This is a genomic window from Flavobacterium sp. SORGH_AS_0622, assembly GCF_030818825.1.
GTDB lineage: Bacteria > Bacteroidota > Bacteroidia > Flavobacteriales > Flavobacteriaceae > Flavobacterium.
Window position 1 is genome coordinate 4919569 of sequence record NZ_JAUTAX010000001.1, and the last position, 24210, is coordinate 4943778.

At 33.4% G+C, this 24210-nt stretch carries 19 protein-coding genes; 7 read left to right on the top strand and 12 right to left on the bottom strand.

The window, feature by feature from the left end; translation table 11 throughout:
• Positions 1-200: 200 nt before the first annotated feature.
• The 5 genes from QE431_RS21080 to QE431_RS21100 form a co-directional block, all read right to left on the bottom strand.
• Positions 201-1727, bottom strand: a complete 1527-nt coding sequence (locus QE431_RS21080) for an SGNH/GDSL hydrolase family protein (protein WP_307299984.1) — start codon at positions 1725-1727, stop codon at positions 201-203.
• An 83-nt stretch (positions 1728-1810) separates the two neighbouring features.
• Positions 1811-4642, bottom strand: coding sequence for a TonB-dependent receptor domain-containing protein (locus tag QE431_RS21085; protein WP_307299985.1), 2832 nt, complete (start codon positions 4640-4642; stop codon positions 1811-1813).
• Between the two features lie 307 nt (positions 4643-4949).
• Positions 4950-6800 carry a glutamine--fructose-6-phosphate transaminase (isomerizing) gene (gene glmS / locus QE431_RS21090; protein ID WP_307299987.1) on the bottom strand — a complete coding sequence of 617 codons (1851 nt, stop codon included), beginning with the start codon at positions 6798-6800 and terminating at the stop codon, positions 4950-4952.
• Positions 6801-6811: 11 nt separating this feature from the next.
• Positions 6812-8434, bottom strand: coding sequence for a DUF4270 domain-containing protein (locus tag QE431_RS21095; RefSeq protein WP_307299990.1), 1623 nt, complete (start codon positions 8432-8434; stop codon positions 6812-6814).
• Positions 8435-8455: 21 nt separating this feature from the next.
• On the bottom strand, positions 8456-9262 hold the full coding sequence (locus QE431_RS21100) for a glycogen/starch synthase (RefSeq protein WP_134138658.1): 807 nt from the start codon (positions 9260-9262) through the stop codon (positions 8456-8458).
• A 77-nt stretch (positions 9263-9339) separates the two neighbouring features.
• On the opposite strand from QE431_RS21100, the gene panC reads away from it, so the two are divergent.
• The 4 genes from panC to radA all read left to right on the top strand — a co-directional run bounded on the left by panC (position 9340) and on the right by radA (position 13301).
• A complete protein-coding gene (panC, locus tag QE431_RS21105) occupies positions 9340-10218 on the top strand; it encodes a pantoate--beta-alanine ligase (RefSeq protein ID WP_134138659.1) in 879 nt (292 codons plus the stop codon).
• Positions 10219-10232: 14 nt separating this feature from the next.
• Positions 10233-10583, top strand: a complete 351-nt coding sequence (gene panD / locus QE431_RS21110; protein ID WP_008465481.1) for an aspartate 1-decarboxylase — start codon at positions 10233-10235, stop codon at positions 10581-10583.
• Between the two features lie 202 nt (positions 10584-10785).
• On the top strand, positions 10786-11940 hold the full coding sequence (locus tag QE431_RS21115; RefSeq protein ID WP_307300013.1) for an alpha/beta hydrolase: 1155 nt from the start codon (positions 10786-10788) through the stop codon (positions 11938-11940).
• Positions 11940-13301 (top strand): DNA repair protein RadA, encoded by a 1362-nt coding sequence (gene radA, locus QE431_RS21120; RefSeq protein ID WP_307300015.1) that lies wholly within the window; start codon positions 11940-11942, stop codon positions 13299-13301. The genes QE431_RS21115 and radA overlap by 1 nt, the downstream gene beginning before the upstream one ends.
• An 81-nt stretch (positions 13302-13382) precedes the next feature.
• Here radA and QE431_RS21125 read toward each other — a convergent pair whose 3' ends face one another.
• The gene (locus tag QE431_RS21125) at positions 13383-13868 is read right to left on the bottom strand and encodes a DUF6252 family protein (protein WP_307300017.1); all 486 of its coding nucleotides are present in this window, start codon (positions 13866-13868) and stop codon (positions 13383-13385) included.
• A gap of 267 nt (positions 13869-14135) precedes the next feature.
• Between QE431_RS21125 and QE431_RS21130 the strand changes: the two genes are divergently transcribed.
• Both QE431_RS21130 and QE431_RS21135 read left to right on the top strand, forming a co-directional pair.
• The gene (locus tag QE431_RS21130; RefSeq protein ID WP_307300020.1) at positions 14136-16100 is read left to right on the top strand and encodes a biosynthetic peptidoglycan transglycosylase; all 1965 of its coding nucleotides are present in this window, start codon (positions 14136-14138) and stop codon (positions 16098-16100) included.
• A 135-nt stretch (positions 16101-16235) separates the two neighbouring features.
• On the top strand, positions 16236-17216 hold the full coding sequence (locus tag QE431_RS21135; RefSeq protein ID WP_307300021.1) for an SIMPL domain-containing protein: 981 nt from the start codon (positions 16236-16238) through the stop codon (positions 17214-17216).
• A gap of 69 nt (positions 17217-17285) precedes the next feature.
• On the opposite strand, the gene QE431_RS21140 is transcribed toward QE431_RS21135, so the two are convergent.
• From QE431_RS21140 to QE431_RS21155, 4 genes are all read right to left on the bottom strand, one after another.
• Entirely contained in the window at positions 17286-18323 is a 1038-nt protein-coding gene (locus QE431_RS21140) for an aldo/keto reductase (protein WP_307300022.1), read from the bottom strand.
• A gap of 514 nt (positions 18324-18837) precedes the next feature.
• Positions 18838-19089: a hypothetical protein gene (locus QE431_RS21145; RefSeq protein ID WP_307300025.1), complete on the bottom strand. Its 252-nt coding sequence runs from the start codon at positions 19087-19089 to the stop codon at positions 18838-18840.
• Positions 19090-19293: 204 nt separating this feature from the next.
• Positions 19294-20238 carry an OmpA family protein gene (locus QE431_RS21150; RefSeq protein WP_307300026.1) on the bottom strand — a complete coding sequence of 315 codons (945 nt, stop codon included), beginning with the start codon at positions 20236-20238 and terminating at the stop codon, positions 19294-19296.
• A gap of 104 nt (positions 20239-20342) precedes the next feature.
• Positions 20343-21104, bottom strand: a complete 762-nt coding sequence (locus QE431_RS21155; protein WP_057115321.1) for an exodeoxyribonuclease III — start codon at positions 21102-21104, stop codon at positions 20343-20345.
• Positions 21105-21222: 118 nt separating this feature from the next.
• On the opposite strand from QE431_RS21155, the gene QE431_RS21160 reads away from it, so the two are divergent.
• Positions 21223-23025, top strand: coding sequence for a lysophospholipid acyltransferase family protein (locus QE431_RS21160; protein WP_057115322.1), 1803 nt, complete (start codon positions 21223-21225; stop codon positions 23023-23025).
• 290 nt (positions 23026-23315) lie between these two features.
• On the opposite strand, the gene QE431_RS21165 is transcribed toward QE431_RS21160, so the two are convergent.
• Positions 23316-23687 (bottom strand): DUF805 domain-containing protein, encoded by a 372-nt coding sequence (locus tag QE431_RS21165; RefSeq protein WP_307300031.1) that lies wholly within the window; start codon positions 23685-23687, stop codon positions 23316-23318.
• A gap of 196 nt (positions 23688-23883) precedes the next feature.
• Positions 23884-24162 (bottom strand): TM2 domain-containing protein, encoded by a 279-nt coding sequence (locus tag QE431_RS21170; RefSeq protein ID WP_281866923.1) that lies wholly within the window; start codon positions 24160-24162, stop codon positions 23884-23886.
• Positions 24163-24210: the final 48 nt, after the last annotated feature.

The following is a 24210-nucleotide window of genomic DNA, read 5'->3' on the forward strand; positions in this document are numbered from 1 at the left end:
GAAAATACCTCTTTTTTCAGAGCGCAAAGATAATTTTTTAAAATATAAAATCAATTTTTTTTTCATAAAAAATACCATGATTTTGTTTGATTCATAAAACTCACCTATAAAATCACAAAATCGGCATTTTTTTAATAAAAGAAAAAAAACCGCTGCATCCTAAAAATGAGCGGTTTTTTGAAGTTAAAAATAGTTTTCAATTATAATGTAGCTGGAAATAAAACTTGGTAGTTACCAATATCCACCCCTTTTAGATTTGAACCATATTTAGCATTTATTACCTCAATAAATTTATTTGCAATAAAAGCATATCCTCTTGGAGAAGGATGAACTCCATCTAGAGAGAACATTCCACCAGTAACAAATGTAGCTTTTAGTGTAAAGTTGTTCATTGTAATTCCGTTTGGTTTATTTAGATCATCCATAATTGATTTAGCATCAACAATTGCCAATCCATTCGCATCTGCTACAGCTTTAATCGTTAAATTATAAGCATTCGTAGCCGTTTCAATTTCAGCAACTTCAGAAGGCAGTAAAACATATCTGTCTGGCAACGGAAAGGTCACTCCTAATTGTGACAAAGAAGGCGAAGGCGAAGCAATTCCATCAGCGGCAACTGTTGGAACTTTACCTATTCTAGATGAAGCGCCCAAAACAATTAAATCAGTAGGCAGTGCTTGTCTAGCTCTTCCAAAAATCTGTCCCATTACTGTAGCAGTTGTAGCATCTAATCCACCTCCCATTAATACTGCTTTTAAATTTGCTGAAAGATCAGGCAGGGTCTCGTCTACAATTAATAATGGATTATTTCCTGTTGCAGACAAAAGATTAATTCTGCTTCCCTGACCTAAAAATGCTAATGCATTATGCAACGGACCATATAATTGAGCATTTAAAGTACCAACCAAACTCACTCCTCCAGCACTTAAATTCGCTTGAGTTAACTGATTGTAGGCAATCACATGAAAATGAGGAAGAGTAGTAATTACAGGTAAATTAGCCACAACTCCTTTTCTTCCACCAGAAACAAGCTGTGTAACCAAGGCGTTATATGCTGCCGCAAAAGTAGCCGGCGGCGTTAACGGATTTACTGTCGGATCACCACCAGCAGTTGCGTAGCCCAACTCATCATTACCTCCTATCCACAAAGAGAAGAAAGTAGGATTTTGACTTAAAGCATCGGCCAGAACTGTAGTTGTTGTACTTGAAGCAAAACGAGCAAAATAAGGATTTGCTGTTCCTGCAACAACTCCCGCTGGATTACCATAACCAGGCGCTAACAAATGGAAACTTTTAGCTCCAGGAACTCCTAAATTACCAAAAGTCCCAGACAAATGCGCTGTAACTTCTGTCGTTGGTGTTCCCTCGACTGGAACTGGTGCACTCTTAAAATATAAACGAGGCCCAAAAATAACATTCCCTCCTAATAACAACCCCCCAATATTATCATTTGAAAAAGGCGTTTTAAACTCTCCTCCGCCAACTAAAGCAAATTGCTGTGCCAAAATGTTTGGATAAGCACCTTCTTGTCCTTTAATAAATAAGGCATTATCACTAAAACCTGCCGCAAAAGAATCTCCTAATGCCACATATTTAGAAAAATCTGCACTTCCAGCTGTCAAAGGCTTCCCATCAGACGATTCCACAGGAACAGTCACATCGTCATCACTATTACAAGCCATAAAGGTTAACGAAACCAATAAAAGCCATTTGAAATTTTTTATCATAATTTATAATTTTTATAATTATTTGCTTCTAAACTATATCTTTAGAAACATCAATAATGAATTTGACTTAGAGTTATATTCTATTATGGATTGATAGTCCAAGAAGCAAAATACTGCTGTCCAATTAATCCCGCTCCAATAACTTGATAATATTCTTTACCACCAATGTTAGCCGCTCCTAATTTTACAACTGATTTCAATTTTGGAATTCCATAATTTATCTGCGCATCGATTACAGTTGCAGATTTGATCACACCATCAGCAAAACCTGCCTGCCACAGATATTCACTGTTCCATCTTCCACTAACACTGAAGCCAAAATTCTTGAACAGTTTATCATTTCCAAGTGACATTTTAACTCTATGTTTTGGAGTATTAAATCCAGCTTCAAAACTTGGATCTTTTTCTTGATCAAAATCGAATTGAGCATAGTTATAATTCACCCCTAATTCGAAATCAGAAATTATTTTTCTAGAAAGTCCAACCCCAAATCCTAATGAATGTATTTCTACATCTGAATTGGTATACAATTGATACACTCTATATTCTCCATTTTGAATAGCTCTTACAGACTGCACTCCTGCATCTGTAGTTCCTGCCGCAAGATTTGGATTATCCTGTGCTGTTCCGTAGTAAGGAGAAATTACATTTAAAGTACCAATGAAATTATTATAAATATTATAGTAACCGTTGATATCTATAGACATACCTTCAAAAATAGAACGATATCCAATTTCAAAAGCTTTTACTTCCTCAGGTTTTACTAAGTTCGCTCTCGATTTCTTCAATAAAGCTGCTGCAGCAATTGGATTACTTCCTGCCATAGCTGAAAAAGCATTTACAGAACTTGCTAAATAAGAATTATTATAAGCATCAACACCAGTCATATTTTTAGTAGCACTTCCGTTGCTGTAAGATTGACCTTCAGCACTTAGCGGAAATGTTTCACTAAATCTTGTCAAGTTATCTGGAGCAGAACCAATCAACACAGCACTTCCAATATTAAATCCAATATATTGATCTTGAGTAGAAGGGTTTCTAAAACCTGTTTGGAAAGATCCTCTAAAATTATGATTTCTCTTCTCTCCTCCTGAATACACTAAAGATAAACGCGGTGAAAAGTTTCCATCAAAGTTTTTAGATTTGTCATAACGAAGAGATCCTGTAAACTTCAATCTGTCATCCATGAATTTTTTCATCAATTGAGCATAAGCTCCATACTCATTGTAATTAATCGGACCATTTGCGTCCGTATAAATTCTTCCATGAGAATTCAGCTCATAAGCCCTAAAAGAACCTCCCACTTGAATTTCTGCAAATTTTATTAGATCTCTAAAGTTATAGTTTGCATCAGAATGGTAAATTTTTGAGTTATCAACTAATTTAGAACCAGAAAGGACATCTGCTTCGTTTACAACTTGGCTAAAAGCATTTTTAAATTCAGCAGTTCCAGGTAAAAAACGACCTGTGTCAGCTGTAGCTCTTCCTGCCGCATGTGCCTGCTCAGGTGTCATACCTGCCAAAGTACCTTGAATATATGCTCCCGCATATTGACCAAACCAAGTGTTATCATCTTTCCATTTTCTATTCACATTAATACCTGTAAAAACCATATCATAAGAATGACCTCCGTCTTCTGAAGTCATATAACCTCTTAGGAAAAAGTTTTTCCCTTTAAACTCTAATTTGTGCTGCTGCATAAAAAAGTCGTTCAAATAATATCTATTTGCTCCTTGATAAACCGCATTACCAGTACCAAACTTACTTTGCCAAATAATTTCTAGTCTTTCATCTCCAAAAGGTCTTCCGTGAAGAGAGAAGTCGATTTTTTTATTTGCCGCTTTATTGTCGGTCAAATCAATTTCATTGTACCCAGTTCTACTTACAATTGTACTTGGAAGAAGGTTTGATGCTCCTGCGGGAATCAATCCCATAGCCTCTAATTTCTGACCAACTCCTTTGATGTTTGTAGAAGCCTCATCACCATAAACATTGATTCCATCATAACTTGGATTCGTTCTATCAATGCCCGTCCTTGTCTTGTCATCATAATTTGTAGCATACCAATCTGTAGCCTGCATATAGGTAAAGTTAGCTTTTGCAGCAAAATATTTATTGAAAGCATGCGCGAAGCGAATACCAAAATCGTAATAACTATTTGTGCCTGCAGCTTCTTGTGAAGTTGCTCCATATTTAAAATAAGTAGAAATTCCTTGATTTGTAAATGGACTTTTACTTGTCATAAACAAAATTCCATTGAATGCATTCGCCCCATATAATGCAGATGAAGCACCTGGAAGCAACTCTACACTTTGAACATCAATCTCTGAAACTCCGATCATGTTTCCTAGAACAAAGTTTAATAACGGAGATGAGTTATCCATACCATCTACCAACTGCATAAAACGAGTATTTGCAACAGTCGCAAATCCCCTTGTATTGATTGACTTGAAAGACATACTACTGGTATTCATCTGTACCTCTTTCATATTTTCTAGACCATCATAAAAAGTTGGAGAAGCCGTCCTTTTTATTTCCTGAATTCCCATTCTTTCAATTGTCACAGGAGATTCCAAAACTCTTTCTGGTGTTCTGGATGCTGAAACTACAATTTCATCTAATTTAGTTTCTTCATCAATTAGAATTACATTCAACTTTTGATTAGCCGTGGTTACATTAATCGTTTTTGACGCAAATCCTACTGCAGAAACTTTTACAGAAAAAGGAAGTTTTGAATTGGTTGTCAATTTAAATGATCCGTCGAAATCAGTAGACGCACCACTATTTTCACCGACAACAATAACATTAGCACCTGGAATAGATTGTTTGTTACCATCTGTAACCGAACCTGTTATTGTATTCTGCGCAAAGGATATTCCGCTGAATAACAACATAATTAGCAAGTAGACTCTCATTGGGTTAGTTTTTTCGTTAGTATATATAGCCAAAATACATAAATATTTTCATATGTATAAAAAAACGTTAAATAAAATTAATATTTAGCACTATTTTAATCAATATTTTAACTATTCATCAATGAGTTTTATTAAAATAAAATCAAAGAAGACCACAAGAAAATCTTACTTACTATGCATACATACAATTTTTGATTAAAAAAATGAAAAATTCATAAAAATACAGGTGTTGAAAAAAAAATTCGACAATAAAAAAAAGCGAGACATAAATCTCGCTTTTTTAACATATTTGTATTTTAAATAGAAGTTATTCTACTGTAACTGACTTCGCTAGGTTACGAGGCTGATCCACATTACAACCTCTCATCACAGCAATGTAATAAGAAAGCAATTGCAATGGAATTGTAGTAACTAATGGAGACAATGCGTCTGAAGTTTCTGGAATTTCGATTACATAATCTGCTAATTCACGAACTTGAGTATCACCTTTGGTAACAACCGCAATGATCTTCCCGCTTCTTGATTTAATTTCCTGAATGTTACTTACAATCTTGTCGTAATGTCCTTGTTTAGGCGCAATAACAATTACTGGCATAAATTCATCAATTAAAGCAATTGGACCGTGTTTCATTTCGGCAGCTGGATAACCTTCAGCGTGGATATATGAAATTTCTTTTAACTTTAAAGCACCCTCTAAAGCAACTGGGAAATTATATCCTCTACCTAAATAAAGACAGTTTGGCGAATCTTTAAAGGCAGCAGCAATTTCTTTTGCTTTATCATTGGTTTCTAATGCTTCAGCTACTTTTTCAGGAATAATTTCTAATTCTTGAAGATAAGTATGGAAATCTGTATTTGATAAAGTTCCTTTAGCTTTTCCTAATCTTAAAGCAATCATCGTTAAAACTGTGATCTGAGTAGTAAATGCCTTTGTTGAAGCAACTCCGATTTCTGGTCCTGCATGTGTATAAGCACCTGCATGGCTTTCTCTTGAAATAGAAGATCCAACAACGTTACAAACACCAAATACAAACGCTCCGTTTTCTTTAGCCAATTTGATAGCCGCCATGGTATCTGCAGTCTCACCAGATTGCGAGATAGCAATAACAATGTCATCTTTATTGATAATTGGATTTCTGTATCTAAACTCAGAAGCATATTCTACTTCAACAGGAATACGAGTAAACTCTTCAAAAATATATTCTGCAACTAAACCTGCATGCCAAGAAGTTCCACAAGCTACAATTAGAATTCGCTTAGCGTTTAAGAATTTTTCAATATTATCTTCAACACCTGCCATTTGAACAATTCCTTGATTCGCATTAAGTCTACCTCTATAAGTATCTTTAATAACACTTGGCTGTTCGTAAATCTCTTTTAGCATAAAATGGTCATAACCTCCTTTTTCAATTTGCTCCAAATTCATTTGAAGCTCTTGAATATAAGGGTCTACCAAAGAGTCATCTTTAATTTTTCTAATTTTGATTGGCTTGTGCAGTCTGATATTTGCCATTTCTCCATCTTCTAAATAAACTGCATTAGAAGTATATTCAATAAATGGTGATGCATCAGAAGCAATAAAATATTCGCCTTCTCCAACTCCAATTGCCAACGGACTTCCTAATCTTGCCGCAACAATCTCGTTTGGATTCTTTTTATCAAAAACAGCAATTGCATAAGCACCAACAACTTGATTCAATGCAATTTGAACAGCTTTACCTAACTTAATGTTTTCTTTCTTTTGAACTTCTTCAATTAAATTAACTAAAACCTCAGTATCTGTATCTGATTTAAAAGTGTATCCTCTTTTTATCAATTCTTCTTTTAGAGGTGCGTAATTCTCTATAATTCCATTATGGATAATTACAAGATCTCCAGAATTTGAAAGATGCGGATGAGAGTTTACATCATTTGGAACACCATGGGTTGCCCAGCGTGTATGTCCAATTCCAATATTTCCGTTTGTTGTAAAACCTTCATTAGCTTTAGCTTCAAGGTCTGACACTTTACCTTTTGTTTTACACACTTTTATGCCTGACTCATCGTCATATAACATAACACCGGCACTATCATACCCTCTGTACTCAAGCCGCTTCAGCCCCTTGATTACAATAGGATAAGCGTCTCTATGGCCGATATATCCAACAATTCCACACATATATATATTTATTAATTTGGTTTCGTGTAGTAAACCTCAAGTCTCAATCTTTTATCATCCGGAACAGAAGTTTTTCCGCCATATAAGATTGTACCTAGAGGATTCATAACCGATGCTCTCGGTGCTTGTGATATTGTTTCGTTTTTTAGTTTTAGTACATTTGAAGCTATAATGCTTACATCTTCTGTTACTACTAAACCTAATCGTACATTTTTCACAGTTGCGTCTTTAATAATATTACGTATATGATTGGTTAATCTGATTTTATATGTTTTACCTCTTTTAGTGGTAGCATCAACATTTATCATACCATCATAAATATATCGAGTTGTTTTAGGATCTAACGGGTTCAATGCTCCAGAAGTCCCATCCGAATAATCCGTAATAATTGTATTATTATCTAAATCGTATAAATAAACTCTTTTCGGCTCATCTGCTCCAGTCATCTTATCAGAATCGATATAGAAAACTAGATTTGCCTCATTTACCATCCATTTGTTAGCTCTAATTGTTTCAAGCTGCGCCCCAAAATCATTAAGACTAATGACCGCCAGAGCACCTTGACCTCCTTTTAAATAAAGCCTTTCATCTCCATCTGTTTTATTAACATTTGTAGTTATGGCACTTTCATAATCAGGTTTTCTAACATCCTGCAGGAAGCTGGCTGTATTTACTATACCACCAGTTATACTGCTTTTAAGATTTAAAAGAATTTGTTTGCTTTCTGTAGCATCACCATCTGTTGTTGAAGCTGTTTTAGCTTTATAATAAATAGTAATTACACCTTTAGAAAAATCCATCAAGGCCATATTACTAGGAAAAGATCCTGATTTTTCTACATTAAAATACAATCCTCTAAAATATTCTTGAAAAAGATCTTCAGTAGAAAGTTTTGATGCTGCAGCATTTAGGATTTTCGCTTGGAAAAAATCTTTATTAAGATGCAAAGTCATCTGTGGAACTGATCTAGTAACAGTTTCTTTTTTAGTATCTGGATCAATCGTTTTAGTTTTAATTTCGGCTGGATCAAAATAGAATTGATCGTTTTCTAACAAATTACCAGATTTATCTTTAATTTGTGCATCATTTAAAAGCACATCTCCTTTTTGATTAAAAAAATCAGTGTTTTGATCTGTATAATAAAACTGCGGCAATTGAGACCCACCACTAAAATAGCTGCTTCTCATCTGCATTTTTGACTCATATACACTCAGCTTAATTTTTCCATTTTGATCTCCATAAATAGAATCTAGAACATACGTATTATTTCCGTTTGTATCTGTTGATTTTACATGACTAAAATAAGGAATCGCAAGCTTAACACTATCAATAACTGGGGCTTCACCAATTGTAGGAGCATAAGCAGAAAGTGCCAATTGCGTAACAAAGTTAGCTGTTGTAGTACCAAATACTGGATTATCATAAATTCCTAAAGCATTAATAGCCAAGTTATTGGACTGAACAGGAGTTACTTCTTGATTAAATGCTAAAACATTATATTTCTCTGGTTCAAGACCAAAATGATCATCTCCAATTAAACCATCACCAATTGCATTAAAATCTTTATCGCAAGAATATAAAAAAACAACAATTAAAGCTAAAAGAATTTTCTTAATAAAAGAAGTATTATACATGTTTTATAATAAAGTTAAAATTTAAAGTCCAAACGTTCTGTAGAAATTTGTATAAGCGTCAGCAAATGCATCTTTCGTGGCGAAAGGTAAAAAAGGTTTTCCTGAAGATTCTATAAATTTTGTTAAACTTGGAGAAACATTTTCTGATGCTATTATTACTCCATCAGAATGTAATATACTAGCTTTTAAAACATTCTCGTAATTTGGAACTTCTAAATCTGATACAGCCTCATGAGGAACACCGTCAAATTTAACTTTATTTATCATCTCCAAATCTAAATTTTCATCAAAAGACTGTCCGTAAACAGAAGTTATAATTTTAGTTTCAGAAAACAATGCTTCGTGTTTGTAATAATGTTTCATGTAGATTGGAAGCATTGCAGCCAGCCAGCCATGAACGTGAATAATATCTGGAACCCAGTTTAATTTTTTAACTGTCTCAACAACACCTTTAGCAAAAAAGATTGCTCTCTCATCATTATCAGGGTATAAAACTCCCTCCTCATCTGCGAAAGTTGCTTTACGTTTAAAATATTCATCGTTATCAATAAAGTAAACCTGAATTCTTTCTTTTGGAATTGATGCTACTTTGATAATCAATGGCATATCTAAGTCATTCACTACCAAATTCATCCCAGAAAGTCTAATTACTTCATGCAGTTGATGTCTTCTCTCGTTGATATTCCCGTATCTTGGCATGAAAATTCTTATCTGACCGCCTTGATCATTAATCATTTTCGGAACGTCATAAGACATTAAAGAAACCTCATTTTCAGCCAAATAAGGCACGACTTCAGATGATACATATAATATCCTCTTATCTTTCATAATAGTATTTTACTTAATTTTGGTAATAAAAACGTCGCAAAATTACAAAAATTTATGCAGTTTATAACTAATATATTATGTTTGCACTAAATTTTAATAATACCTCGATGCATATTTTCTACAGTAAAGCAGCTTTGATAGCTTATATTAAAACTATCAAAACCGCAAATTCAACCATCGGATTTGTACCAACAATGGGCGCTTTACACCAAGGACATTTGGCCTTAATGCAACGTTCGTTAAAAGAAAACGACGACACAGTTGTGAGCATTTTTGTCAATCCAACACAATTTAACAATCCTGAAGATTTAGCAAAATACCCGCGAACTTTAGAAGAGGATATTAAGAAAATGCGTACATTAAGTGACAAAATCATTTTATACGCACCTTCTGTTGAGGATATTTATGAAGGAAATACCATTTCTCAAACTTTTGATTTTGATGGATTAGAAAATCAGATGGAAGGAAAATTCAGACCAGGACATTTTAATGGAGTTGGAACAATTGTAAAAAGACTTTTCGAAATTGTAACTCCGACAAATGCTTATTTTGGAGAAAAAGATTTTCAGCAACTTCAAATTGTTAAAAAAATGGTCGAGAAAACAAATTTACCTGTAAATATTGTTGGCTGTCCAATTTTTAGAGAAGAAAACCAGCTTGCAATGAGTTCTCGTAACGAACGTTTAACGGCACAAGAACGCAAAGATGCTTCTATAATCTACAAAACATTGACTGAGGCAAAAGATATTTTTCAAACTCATACTCCACAAGAAACTGTTGAATTTGTAGAAAATTCTTTCAAAGACAACAAAGAGTTTGAACTTGAATATTTTGTTATTGCTGACGAATCTACACTTTTACCTATCGATCAGAAAGATAAAGACAAAAAATATCGTGCATTTATAGCGGTATTTGTTAATTCTATAAGACTGATTGATACCATTTCATTAAATTAATCTAACTTTGCAGCATGCAAATTCAAGTTATAAAATCAAAAATTCATCGCGTTAAAGTAACGGGTGCCGATTTAAATTATATTGGCAGCATTACTATTGATGAAACTTTACTAGAGGCTTCAAACATTATTGAAGGCGAAAAAGTATCAATTGTAAACATTAATAATGGCGAACGTTTTGAAACCTACGCTATTAAAGGTGAAAAAAATTCAGGTGAAATCACTTTGAATGGTCCTGCAGCAAGAAAAGTTCAGAAAGATGATATCATTATTATCATTTCTTATGCAACTTTAGATTTTGAAGAAGCAAAAACCTTCAAACCATGGATTATTTTCCCTAATGAAAATGACAATTCATTAACCTAATCTTTTCTTTTTCTAAGAATTTCCCTTCTTTGTCAAAACCCAAATTTTGTACAAAAAAAGCTTCTTTTGCCTCAATCAAAAATGATTTTGAGCCTAAACTGCTGTGCTTCAATTTCAAACCTGCTTAACAAAGAAGCAAATAAAATAGTATATTGCTACACTATTTTCAATACTTTTTTAATTCACTGAAATGCCACAAATCATGAAAAAAGTTTACCTACTAACACTTTTGATTTCATTTTCGTCGTTTGCCCAAAAAACGTTCGATAATATTAAATCAGAAAAACTGGGAGAAGAACGCAGAATTACGATTGGACTTCCTGCTTCTTACGAAGCAAACAAAGACAAAAAATATCCTGTTCTTTATTTATTGGATGGAGATTACTTATTTGATCCTTTTTCTGGAGCTGTAAGTTATGGTTCTTATTGGGATGATATTCCAGAAATGATTATTATAGGAATTCATCAAAACAAAGACGGAGAACGTTTTGATGATACAACTATCGATCAAAACAACGGACTTCCTTTTGAAAAAGGAGCACAATTTTTCGAATTTATAGGAGCAGAATTGATTCCGTATATCGAAAAAAAATACAGAACATCTCCATTTAGAATAATTGCGGGACATGATTTAACAGCCAGTTTTGCTAATTTTTATTTATATAAAGAAAATCCACTTTTTAATGCTTATATCTGTTTCAGTCCAGAATTGGCACCAAAAATGGAAGTTCGTATTCCAGAAAAATTTGCTAAAATTAAAGAACCTATATTCTATTATTTATCTGCTGCCGACGGCGATATTAAAAAAATAAAAGAACCAATAGAAAAATTAGACAGTAATATTAAAATTGCCAATAATCCGTTAGTAAATTATAAATACGAATTATTTAAAGGCACAACACATTATACAGAAGTACTGCATTCGATTCCGAGTGCGTTGTACCAGATTTTTGAGGTTTACAGACCAATTAATTCTGCGGAGTACAATAATAAAATTGCCGTTCTTCAATCTGGTTATGCCGAATATTTAGAGAACAAATACAACGAAATGTCTAAAGTTTTAGGCGTTCAAATTCCTGTTCGTATGAGTGATTTTAAAGTAATAGAAAATATAATTTTAAAAAATAACGCTTACAGCGAACTAGGAAAAATGGCTGAAATAGGAAATGTAAATTATCCAAAAGCCATGTTAGGAGAATATGAGTTAGGATTAATGTATGAAAAACAAGGCGATCCTAAACATGCATCAAAAAAATACCAAAATGCTTCGCAAATGGAGCCAATTGGTGATTTGAACAAAGATTTGATGTATGAGAAAATCGACGAAATGAATACGCTCGCGAAAAAAAGTAAATAATGTCAAAAGTTAAAACTTCCTTTTTTTGTCAAAACTGCGGAACGCAATATTCCAAATGGCAGGGACAATGTAATGCCTGCAAAGAATGGAATACGATTGCCGAAGAAATTATTCAAAAACAGGAAAAAGTAGCCTGGAAGAGTGAACCAACTCCAATTGGTAAAGCACCAAGACCTTTAAAAATAAACGAAATTGACTCTGCACAGGAAGTCCGAATGGACACAACCGACAGCGAATTAAATCGTGTTTTAGGCGGTGGACTTGTTCCTGGCTCATTAACGCTTTTGGGCGGAGAACCCGGCATTGGGAAAAGTACACTTTTGCTTCAGGTTTCGCTAAAATTACCTTATAAAACATTATACGTTTCTGGAGAAGAAAGCCAGAAACAAATAAAAATGCGTGCCGAAAGAATAACGCCAAATAGCGATAACTGCTATATTTTAACGGAAACCAAGACGCAGAATATTTTCAAACAAATTGAAACTATTCAACCTGAAGTTGTCATAATTGACTCGATTCAGACTTTGCATACAGACTATATCGAATCTACGGCTGGAAGCATTTCTCAGATTCGAGAAACTACCGCCGAACTAATCAAGTTTGCTAAAGAAAGTAATATTCCCGTAATTTTAATCGGACATATTACAAAAGACGGAAATATTGCTGGTCCGAAAATCTTAGAACACATGGTTGACACCGTTTTGCAATTTGAAGGCGACCGAAATCATGTGTACCGAATTTTACGTTCCTTAAAAAACCGTTTTGGATCTACTGCCGAGCTGGGAATTTACGAAATGCTTGGAAGCGGACTTAGAGAAGTAAGCAATCCTTCTGAAATTTTAATTTCGCACAAAGACGAAGAATTATCTGGAACTGCAATTGCCACAACTCTTGAAGGTATGCGCCCGTTAATGATCGAAATACAATCTTTGGTTAGTACCGCAGTTTACGGAACTCCGCAGCGAAGTACAACTGGTTACAACGCCAAAAGGCTAAATATGATTTTGGCAGTTTTAGAAAAAAGAGCTGGATTTCGTTTAGGCGCAAAAGACGTTTTCTTAAATGTTACAGGCGGAATTTCTGTTGATGATCCTGCAATTGATCTAGCGGTTGTCGCTGCCATTTTATCTTCCAACGAAGATATTCCGGTTGGTAAAGGTTTTTGTTTTGCTGGAGAAGTTGGGCTCTCGGGCGAAATTCGTCCTGTAAACCGTGTGGACCAGCGCATTCAGGAAGCAGAAAAACTAGGATTTGATACTATTTTTGTTTCTAAATACAATAAAATTGCTTTAAAAAACACTGGAATTAAAATCGAACTGGTTGCTAAAATTGAAGATGTTGCAAGCATTCTTTTTGGTTGATTTTTTAGAATATCTACTATAAAAAAATCCTGCTCTCGAGTATAATACTTATGAGCAGGATTTTTTAAACTTTTTAAGTTCTTACCATTTTATAATTCTAAAGCTTCCCTCAGTAACAGTAAATGTTTTTCCTTTTGAAGTTCCTGAAAAACTGAAAGTACCTTCAATTTTTTTATCATCATTAACAGTAATATTTATCGTTCCAGATGTAGCATCGGCATTCTCTATTTCTGGCATAAAACTAAAGGACGCGTGGTACGTAGTAGTAAGATTTGATAAATCAAAAACTATGGGATGACTTCCTGTTGTAATATTCAAAGGCGTCCATAAAGAGATTTTTTTATAGGTATTATCAATTCCTGTACTTCCCATTATATTGATACTTCCTGAACTTATCAAGGCAGGTTCAGAAATAGTATAAACAGTTTCATTATACTTAAATTTCATAAATCCTTCTTGACTGCTTGGAGTATCTGTATCATCTGACGAATTATCACTACTACATGAAGACAACACTAATGCACAAATTGCAAAAGACAAAAACATAATTTTTTTTAAAATTTTCATTTGACTGGTTTTTTTATTATTTAACAGCACAAATATATAGGATAAATACTATAAAAAAATACGGTTTTCCACAATTAAGAAAAGAAAACAGCTTCAACAAGCTTAATCCATATGATGTCTTTACAAAAAAGCATTGCGTATTAAAGTACAAACAGAATTAGATCAACATTTTAGACACATTGTTTAAAATTTAAAAGAAAAACTCTCCAAGCTGGTAATTTTAAATTTAAATTTGAAAACTGAATAATTTCGAAGCAAACTAATTTTATGAATTTTCCAAAACAAAAAATATACAAGGCATTAAAAGTACTAGCCGTCGTAGTGATTTTGCTTTGCATCGGCTTGTATTATTTCCGAAATTCACTTTTAAAGCAGGCAATTGCAAAAGTTACCCATAAAATGGCTGTTGAGTATAATAGTAATTTTTCTGTAAAATCGGCTTCGTTTGATGGATTGTCTACCATAAAACTGACCGATGTAGTTTTGGCACCTATAAATGCCGACACTTTATGCAAAATTAAAAATGTTGAAACCAGCATTAGCTTAAGCAGTTTATTAATCGGAGATGTTCAAATTGGCACTTTAAAAGTTGATAACGGTTATATTCAATTGGTCAAAAAAGGCAAAAAACGAAATTTTGATGCTTTTTTAAAAAGAGACCGTGAAGAAACAGAATCAAACGAAAAGCGCAAATATGGTTCTTTTGCTTACAGAATCATTTCCAAACTCTTGAATTTGGTTCCGACCGACATGGACTTGAAAAATTTCAATTTTAAAATCGATGACAACGGAAAACAAACTTCTATTGCAGTAAACAAACTAATCTTAAATAATAAACAATTAGAAACTAATCTTCATGTTCAAGCGAAAGACTTTGATCAACGCTGGAATATTAAAGGTTTTGCTGATCCGAGAAACAAAAAAGCTGATATTCGTTTTTTCAATTTAGACACTGGAGCAATTCGTGTTCCATATCTCGATCAGCGTTATAACTTAAAAGCAAGTTTCGATTCTATCCGCCTTAATGTTCAAAACATAGACAAAAGCGGCAGCGAACTCCATATAGACGGCTACACTTCTATTGCCAATCTTAAAATCAATCACCCAAAAATTGCCAGTAAAGATGTGGTTATAAAAAATGCCCGTTTTGATTACCGCTTTTTATTGGGAGACAGTTTTATTTCTATTGACAGCTCTTCGACCATGCAGTTGAATAAAATAAAAGTACGTCCGTACATTTCTTATGATACTGAAAAAGATACGGTTTACACTTTAAAAGTTGATATTCCGCAAATGAAAGCGCAGGATTTCATCGTTTCGCTTCCAGATGGTTTATTTACACATTTTCAAGGCATGCAGGCAACTGGGAATTTCGATTACAAATTAGATTTCAAATTCAATCAAAACAAACCCAATACACTTGTTTTTGACAGCAAACTGAATAAAGAAGATTTAAGAATTACCAAATATGGTGAAGCCGATTTAAATAAATTAAACGGCGAATTTGTGTACCGCGCGATTATTCAAAATGTATTACAGCGACCAATTTTGGTTGGAAATGCAAATCCGAATTATACGCCTTTGGACCAAATTTCTCCTTATTTAAGAAAATGTGTTTTAACAACAGAAGATCCGTCATTCTTCTCGCATCGCGGATTCATTAATGAAGCCTTCAAACAATCGATTCTAAAAAACATCAGAACCAAAAAATTCTCGCGTGGTGCCAGCACAATAAGCATGCAGTTGATTAAAAACGTTTTCTTGACAAGAGAAAAAACGCTTTCGCGAAAGCTTGAAGAAATCCTTTTAGTTTACATTTTAGAAAACAACCGAATTGTAAGCAAGGAAAGAATGCTGGAAGTATATTTCAATATTATCGAATGGGGACCAAACGTGTATGGAATTGGCGAAGCGAGCCATTTTTATTTCCAAAAAAGTCCTTCTGCTCTAAATGTTGATGAATGTCTGTATTTGGCAACTATTATTCCGAAGCCAAGAAAATTCATGTATCAATTTAACGATCAAGGCAATTTGAAAGATTATGCCATTAAAAACCAAAAATTCTTGAAAAATCTAATGTTCCGCCGCGGTCTTTTAGTTCCAGAAGATACATTAGGACAATTGCCAGTTTATATATCTGGTAATGCTCGCTCATTTATAAAAATCAAAGTTCCGGATTCGACAGCTGTGAAATTGGATTCTCTCGCAACTGATGATGAATTTGATTTATAAGATTACAAATTTGCCACGGCACAAAGCCACAAAGTTTTTTTATTGAACTTTGTGGCTTTGTTATTTTCAAACACATCAAATAAATATAAGTTTTTTCTTTCATATATTTGCTTCCAATTTTTAATAAATAAGAATATGAAAAGAATAAATTTTCAATTGTTAGCCCTAATTTTTTGTCAGGCTATGATTGGTCAGGTTGGTGTTGGAACGAATGCATCTTATAACAGGAATAATGATAATTATGAGTATGCCAATAGAAATATTCTTGATGTAAAATTAGATTCAGAAAATGATATGTTTGTAAACATTAAAGGTCTTGCAAACATAAAAGCAGATACTTATATCGCCACTTTTAGTGTTACTCAAAATGGAAAAACTGCACAAGAAGTAAACGAGCTAATAGACAAACGAATTAATCAATCCGTAAGCGAAATCAAACTTAAAAAAAATGTTGAAACTTTTATTGATATGATTTCATTTGTTCCTGTTTATGAATATGAAACAGAAAAGAAAAATTTTAGCCGAAAAACATATAATGAAATACCGGCAGGTTTTGAACTAAAGAAAAACATTCTAATCAAATATTCTGACCCAAATCAGTTAAATGACATTATTTCGATACTATCAAATAACGAAATCTATGATTTAGCAAGAAATGATTATTACTCCGACTCATTAGAGTCAATCAAGAAAGAAATGATGAATAAGGCAAAATTACTTGTTCAGGAAAAAATAAAGAACTATGAGATTTTATTAGGACAATCATTAGCAGATTCCGAAAAAAAAATAATTGATGGTTATACAGTAAACTATCCCATAGATATGTACAAATCTTATGAAGCGTCCAATAGTTCTTCATTAAATTTAAAAAAAACTGCCGCTATAAATCAAGTAAGTAAATCTACAACAATTTATTATCAACCCATTTTGAACAAAGAATTTGATTTTGTAATTAACCCAACCTTGCTAGAACCTGCGATTCAGATACAGTATGAAGTCAAAATTGCAATCAAAACAAACAAACCAGCAAAGATGGATAAAAATTATGTTCTTATAACTCCTAATGGAGAATTAAAGGCATTAGACACAAACACAACTGCGCGGCCTATTAGATAGAAGCTAATTCATTAATCTAAATTTATATAATGCCTAACAGATAATAAAAATCTGTTAGGCATTATTTTTTTAAGGAGCCGGGTCAGGAATTATTACCTGAACAGCATCGATTTCCGCGAGGATTTCTTTAGAAAGCATCACATCAATCGTGTCGATATTTTCTTTTAATTGTTCTAAAGTTGTAGCTCCGATAATGGCACTTGTTAAGAAAGGCTGAGCTAAAACAAATCCCATTGCTAATTGCGTTAACGTTAAACCGTGTTTTTTAGCGATTTCCTGATACAATTTAGTTGCTTCGGTACATTGGTCGCTATTGTAACGTTTGTATTGCGGAAAAAGATTAATTCTCGCTTTTGGATGACTTTCACCCGTTAAGAATTTCCCAGTCAAAACTCCAAAAGCTAAAGGCGAATATCCTAGCAATCCCACATTTTCATATTTTGAAACTTCTGCAGAGTTCACTTCAAACAAACGATTCAATAAAGAATACGGATTTTGAACGGTTTTAATTCTTGGCAGATTTTGATATTTACTTTCTTCTAAAAGGCGCATCATTCCCCAAGAATTTTCATTTGAAACTCCAATATGTTTGATTTTCCCTTCTTTAATTAATCCGTCGAAAGTTTCTAGGATTTCTCTAAAATTATCTTCCCAAACATCATCATGTCCGTGAAACGCGCGCTGTCCAAAATTATTGGTTTTTCTTTCTGGCCAGTGCATTTGGTACAAATCGATATAATCTGTCTGCAGTCTTTTTAAGCTGTTTTCAACCGCATATTTAATACTCGCTGGAGAAAAGTCCAATTTCTCACGCATGTATCCAAAATTCGGATTTGGACCCGCAATTTTTGATGCTAAAACGACTTTATCGCGATTTCCTGATTTCTTGAACCAAGTTCCTATAATTTTTTCTGTGCTTCCGTAAGTTGCTTCGCTTGCAGGAACAGAATACATTTCGGCTGTGTCAAAGAAATTAACGCCTCTTTCAAGAGCATAATCCATTTGTTGGTGTCCTTCAGCTTCTGTATTCTGCTGCCCAAAAGTCATTGTTCCAAGGCAGATTTTACTAACTTTTATGTCGGTGTTGGGTAATGTTGTGTATTTCATTCTTTTCTAAGGTTCAAAGTTGCAAAGAGGCAAAGGTACAAAGGGATTTTTCAAATTGAAATTTGTTAAAGGTTAAAAAAACCACAAGATTTTCTCTTTCTTTCTTCTCCTGCAAGGTTTCCAAAACCTTGTAGGTATCAACATTTCGTATCAAGATTAAAATGTACAAGGTTTTAAAAACCTTGCAGGAAACAAAAAAGCTCAAAGCATAAAACTTTGAGCTTTTATTATTTCAAACTTTTCACAGGTTTTTGAAAAGAATTAAAAACCCTGATTACAAAAATTGAATTTTCTCGAATTTGATAAAGAACCTTAAAGTTTCTTATTACTATTCTTCGACAATCTAATCTGTATTCATCTAATTGAAACTGTTCTGCAAAAACAATTTCATTGGTACAGTAATTCATTTCTGATTTTAAGTGCTGTTTCTTTCGATATTCTATTTTTTAATGAAATATAAATTTCTTTTAGATCTTCTTTTGCGTTTGAAGTCCAAAAAATTTCAAATTTAGTATTACTCATTATCCCAATCTTGCGTTTCTTTCGACAAATCTTCTTTTGAAATTATTCGATTGTATTTTATATCATCCAATCCTTCTTCAACTTTATTATGATATTCTGATAATGACAGAGGATTTCCATCTGAATCATACGAAACTACTTCATTCAAATAATTATCAAAAACGGAAGAAACAATTCTCAACACTCTTTCATCAGCTAAATCCAGTTGATTTCTTATTTTTTCTTTTAATTCTGGAAGTCCCATCGTTTAAATTTTAGAAATTCAAAGTTACGAAAATAATAAAACAGAAGCTCCTATTTGAAAAATCAAGATGCCAAAACTAAAACTTCAAATCTAAAAACAAATCTGCAAGGTTTTAAAAACCTTGCAGGAAACAAAAAAGGTTCAAAGTAAAACTTTGAACCTTTTTAAAACCTTAGAAACTTAGTTCCTCAGAACCTTAGCATCTTAGTTAATACTATTAAGCATTTCAGCAATCTCATCTAATCTAGGAGTTAAGATGATCTCGATTCTACGGTTCTTAGCTTTTCCTTCTGGAGTGGCGTTGCTTGCCAAAGGAGAAAATTCGCTTCTTCCCGCTGCCGTTAATTTTTGTTTGTTGATTTTGGCATTTTCGCTCAAAATATTCACAATTGCAGTTGCTCTTTTAGTCGATAAATCCCAGTTGTTTGCAATTGGTCCAGAACCAGCATACGGATCATCGTCTGTATGGCCTTCAATAAGAACCGAAAGATCTGGATTATCGCCCAAAACTTTACCAAGTTCTACAACCGCTTTGCGTCCTTCTGTTCCAACAGCCCAGCTTCCTGAGTTGAAAAGCAATTTGTTTTCCATAGAAACATAAACTTTTCCATTTTTCTGTTCAACTGTCAAACCTTTACCTTCAAATCCGTTTAAGGCTTTCGATAAAGTTTCTTTTAGTTTACGCATTGCTTCTTCTTTAGCTGCAATCATATCTTCAAGTTCTTTCAAACGATTTCCTGTTTTGTCTAAACGAGCTTGTTCATCTGCAAGAGCTTTACCTTTTGCTTCTAACTGTGCCAATAATTCACGGTTCTTAGCCATGTTTTTTTCCAATGCATCATTGCTGTTTTTCTCTAATGCATTGTACGAATCTTGCAATACTTTATATTTTTTCTGCTCAGCGGCAAGATCAGCTTTTTGCTTTGCCAAGTCGTCTTTTGTACTGGCAAGGTCTTTAGTCAATTTATCGCGATCCAGTTCTAACTGATTTTTTGCTGCTTTCAAATTTTCATTTTCATCAGCAATAGAACGGTTTTCTTTTTTTAAGTCTGAATACTTTGTTTCTAGATCATTGTAAATTTTCTTCGAAACGCATGACGTTGCGGACAAGGCTAATACTAGCAATCCGATGGAGGCTTTTTTAATCATCTTACTTTAATTGGTTTTATTTTTGGGCGTTTAATACTTTTTGAATTCAAAATTCAATGTCAATTTTAAAACAACTATCCTTTCCGCAAGAACAATACCAAACTTTAATCAATTTCGACTAAAACCGGACAATGATCTGAATGCATGGCATCTGGAAGTATAACCGCTCTTTTTAATCGGTTTTCTAAAGATTCGCTTACCAGATTATAATCGATACGCCAGCCTTTATTATTTCCTCTTGCACCAGCGCGGTAACTCCACCACGAATAATGATGCGGATCTTTATTAAAATGACGGAAACTATCAATAAAACCAGATTTCATAAAACCATCTAACCAAGCTCGTTCTGCAGGAAGAAATCCAGAAACAGTCTTATTACGAACTGGATCGTGAATGTCAATCGCCTCGTGACAGATATTATAATCACCGCAGATAATCAAATTCGGAATCGTCAATTTTAGCTCATTAACATACGTCTGAAAATCATCCATAAACATAAATTTATGATCCAGTCTTTCGATATTTGTTCCAGACGGAAGATATAAACTCATTACTGAAACATCATCAAAATCGGCACGAAGGTTTCGTCCTTCAAAATCCATATGATGAATTCCCGTTCCGAAAACAATATTGTTCGGTTTTGTTTTAGATAAAATAGCTACTCCGCTGTACCCTTTTTTGGTCGCAGGATAGTAATATTGAAAAGGATAGCCGGCGGCAGTTATATCATCAACCGGAATTTGATCCTGCGTAGCTTTTATTTCCTGAAGACAGATCACATCAGGATTTGCTTGTTGAAGCCACTCGATAAAACCTTTGTTTATCGCAGCACGAATTCCGTTTACATTATAAGAAATAATTTTCATCAGTGTTTTTTTTAGGATTTCAAATGTAATAAAAATGTGCAAAGTTTATCTTGGAAACAATGAAAAGTAGACTTTTTTGTTATCTTTGTTCGCTGTTCGAATAAATTAAAAATAGTACATGGGTTTAGTTACCGCGAAAGAAGTTGCAAAGGCAATAAATGTTGAAAAGTACGGAGTTTTCGGTACCTTTTCTGGCTGGATTCTTATGAAGGTTCTTAAGATCTCTACCCTTAATAAAATTTATGACCGTAATAAACATTTGGAAGACCTTGCGTTTTTAAATGGAATTTTGGACGAAATGGAAATTAAGTTCGAAATCCCAGAAGAAGATTTAAAACGTCTGCCAAAAGATGGTGCTTACATTACTATTTCAAACCATCCGCTGGGTGGGATTGATGGGATTTTATTATTGAAATTGATGCTTGAAAGAGAGCCAAATTTCAAAATCATTGCCAATTTCTTGTTACACAGAATTGTTCCAATGAAAAAATACATTATGCCGGTTAATCCTTTTGAAAACCACAAGGATGCTAAATCTAGTGTAATTGGTATTAAAGAAACTTTACGTCATTTAAGTGACGGAAAACCTTTAGGAATTTTTCCTGCCGGAGAAGTTTCGACTTATAAAGACGGAAAATTAGTGGTTGACAAACCTTGGGAAGAAGGCGCGCTGAAATTAATCAGAAAAGCCAAAGTTCCGGTTGTGCCGATTTATTTTCATGCCAAAAACAGTAAACTATTTTACTGGCTTTCTAAAATTGACGATACTTTACGTACTGCCAAATTACCATCTGAGCTTTTGACTCAAAAAGACCGTGTTATTAAAGTTCGTATTGGAAAACCAATCTCGGTAAACGAGCAAAACGAAATCGAATCTTTTGAAGAATATTCAGAATTCTTAAGAAAGAAAACCTATATGCTGGCAAATCCTTTTGAAAAGGACACGAAATTGATCGACACTGCTAGTTTAAAAATTACCAAAGCGCCTAAAAAAATTGTTACGCCGGCCAACGAATCAAAAATGATTGATGAAGTTCAGGCTCTTCGAAACAGTGACTGCCGTTTGCTTCAAAGTAAAAATTACGAAGTGTTTTTCGCTAGAGCGAAATCAATTCCGAATATTTTGCATGAAATAGGACGTTTACGCGAAATTACTTTCCGTGAAGTTGGAGAAGGAACAAACGAATCTATAGATTTAGACGAATACGACCAATATTACCACCATATGTTTTTATGGGATGATGAGACAAAGCGAATCGCGGGTGCTTATCGTATGGGATTAGGGGCTGAAATTTATCCGAAATACGGAATTGAAGGTTTCTACTTGACAGATCTTTTTAGATTTGAACCAGAATTACACGATATGATGCACAAATCGATCGAAATGGGTCGTGCATTTATCGTAAAAGAATACCAGCAGAAACCAATGCCGTTATTCTTGTTATGGAAAGGTATTATTCACACCACTTTACGCTATCCTGAACATAAATATTTATTGGGCGGTGTAAGTATCAGCAACCAATTTTCTGATTTTTCAAAATCGTTGATGATTGAGTTTATGAAATCGAATTATTACGATCCGTATATTGCGCAGTATATTCACCCGAAAAAAGCCTATAAAGTTAAACTGAAAGATGCCGATAAAGACTTTATCTTCGATGAAGCTGAATCTGACTTAAACAAGTTTGATAAAATCATTGACGAGTTAGAACCAGGAAACTTACGTTTGCCGGTTTTAATTAAAAAGTATATTAAGCAAAACGCACGTGTTGTAGCTTTTAACGTCGATCCTTTGTTTAATAATGCTGTAGACGGTTTAATGTATATTAGAATCGCAGATATTCCAGAAAGCACTATGAAACCTGTTATCGAAGAGTTTCAGATTGAATTAGAGCGTAAATTATCTGAGAAAGAAGATTAAGTTAATCTTTTGATATAAAAATTAAAAAATCCTATTTGTTTTTAAAAAGCAAATGGGATTTTTTAGTTTTTGCTAAAAACTTTGCGGACAGGAGGAAAACCTCTCATAGCTGAGTTTTTAATATATATTTTAAATCCCACAGACCTTCTATAATTACATTCTACAATAATAAATACTACAAGAAATCTTTTTGATCAACAATGGGATCCTCACATTTGCAGGGGATTTATAAATAAAAATCCCATTAACCGAAGCAAATGGGATTTTTTTAATTACAATTTTTAAAAAAACTAGTTAAGATCTTTACCAATCTCTCTAATATCTTCTAATCGGTTTTTAGGATCTGCTCCATATTGGTTCGGTCCTACAGTACCATCTTGACAAAGTAGATAAATATTATAAAATGGAATAAGAATATTCCACCATTCTTTACCAACATCTTGGACTCTTCTAACCGCCACAGCAATTCCAGGAACTAAAACTGCCAAACTATAAATATTACCAATAATTTTTAAATTTTCAGAGATTAATCCCGTTACAAAACCAAGAATAGAAGCAATTATAATATTTACCAAAAAGAACATCCAATATTCTTTTCTTCTAGCTCTTCCTTTAAAATTTGCGTAATTCTGCAGAACTACTTTTTTGTACATTTCTAACATAATAAAATCTTTATAATTCCCCTACTCTTAAGGATTTTCAGTTACTCCATTAATCATTTTAACAAAGTGCAAGATTACCTACTTAAGAATCTATGTACAGGACCTAAAAGTTTTTTTTATGATAGAAAAAGACATTTTTTGACATAAAAAAATCCCACTCATTTCTGAATGGGATTTTTTAATATGTATGTTTAGCTTAAAACCAGCCTTTTTTACCAACTTGGTAAGTTTGGTAAAAATCTTCATCTGATTTTGTTAAGTAAATAATTCCTTCGATAAATCCGATTATTCCACCAACACCACACGTAACTACACTAATTACTATTTGTATAATACCTTCTTGAGTATATCCCAAAATAAATTTGTGAATACCTAGATATCCAAAAATAATTCCCATAATTCCAGCTAATACTTTTTTATTCTCTTGTCTTGGTTGTGACGGGGTATTCCAACTTTCTGGTTTTGTAGTTTCCATTGTTTACAGTATTTAATTAATTATTAATTCCAACTTTTTACAAATTCA

Bases quoted from the DNA above. Each gene is read 5' to 3' on its own strand.
- QE431_RS21080 (WP_307299984.1), bottom strand. From the start codon at position 1,727: ATGATAAAAAATTTCAAATGGCTTTTATTGGTTTCGTTAACCTTTATG.
- QE431_RS21085 (WP_307299985.1), bottom strand. From the start codon at position 4,642: ATGAGAGTCTACTTGCTAATTATGTTGTTATTCAGCGGAATATCCTTT.
- glmS (WP_307299987.1), bottom strand. From the start codon at position 6,800: ATGTGTGGAATTGTTGGATATATCGGCCATAGAGACGCTTATCCTATT.
- QE431_RS21095 (WP_307299990.1), bottom strand. From the start codon at position 8,434: ATGTATAATACTTCTTTTATTAAGAAAATTCTTTTAGCTTTAATTGTT.
- QE431_RS21100 (WP_134138658.1), bottom strand. From the start codon at position 9,262: ATGAAAGATAAGAGGATATTATATGTATCATCTGAAGTCGTGCCTTAT.
- panC (WP_134138659.1), top strand. From the start codon at position 9,340: ATGTTTGCACTAAATTTTAATAATACCTCGATGCATATTTTCTACAGT.
- panD (WP_008465481.1), top strand. From the start codon at position 10,233: ATGCAAATTCAAGTTATAAAATCAAAAATTCATCGCGTTAAAGTAACG.
- QE431_RS21115 (WP_307300013.1), top strand. From the start codon at position 10,786: ATGAAAAAAGTTTACCTACTAACACTTTTGATTTCATTTTCGTCGTTT.
- radA (WP_307300015.1), top strand. From the start codon at position 11,940: ATGTCAAAAGTTAAAACTTCCTTTTTTTGTCAAAACTGCGGAACGCAA.
- QE431_RS21125 (WP_307300017.1), bottom strand. From the start codon at position 13,868: ATGAAAATTTTAAAAAAAATTATGTTTTTGTCTTTTGCAATTTGTGCA.
- QE431_RS21130 (WP_307300020.1), top strand. From the start codon at position 14,136: ATGAATTTTCCAAAACAAAAAATATACAAGGCATTAAAAGTACTAGCC.
- QE431_RS21135 (WP_307300021.1), top strand. From the start codon at position 16,236: ATGAAAAGAATAAATTTTCAATTGTTAGCCCTAATTTTTTGTCAGGCT.
- QE431_RS21140 (WP_307300022.1), bottom strand. From the start codon at position 18,323: ATGAAATACACAACATTACCCAACACCGACATAAAAGTTAGTAAAATC.
- QE431_RS21145 (WP_307300025.1), bottom strand. From the start codon at position 19,089: ATGGGACTTCCAGAATTAAAAGAAAAAATAAGAAATCAACTGGATTTA.
- QE431_RS21150 (WP_307300026.1), bottom strand. From the start codon at position 20,238: ATGATTAAAAAAGCCTCCATCGGATTGCTAGTATTAGCCTTGTCCGCA.
- QE431_RS21155 (WP_057115321.1), bottom strand. From the start codon at position 21,104: ATGAAAATTATTTCTTATAATGTAAACGGAATTCGTGCTGCGATAAAC.
- QE431_RS21160 (WP_057115322.1), top strand. From the start codon at position 21,223: ATGGGTTTAGTTACCGCGAAAGAAGTTGCAAAGGCAATAAATGTTGAA.
- QE431_RS21165 (WP_307300031.1), bottom strand. From the start codon at position 23,687: ATGTTAGAAATGTACAAAAAAGTAGTTCTGCAGAATTACGCAAATTTT.
- QE431_RS21170 (WP_281866923.1), bottom strand. From the start codon at position 24,162: ATGGAAACTACAAAACCAGAAAGTTGGAATACCCCGTCACAACCAAGA.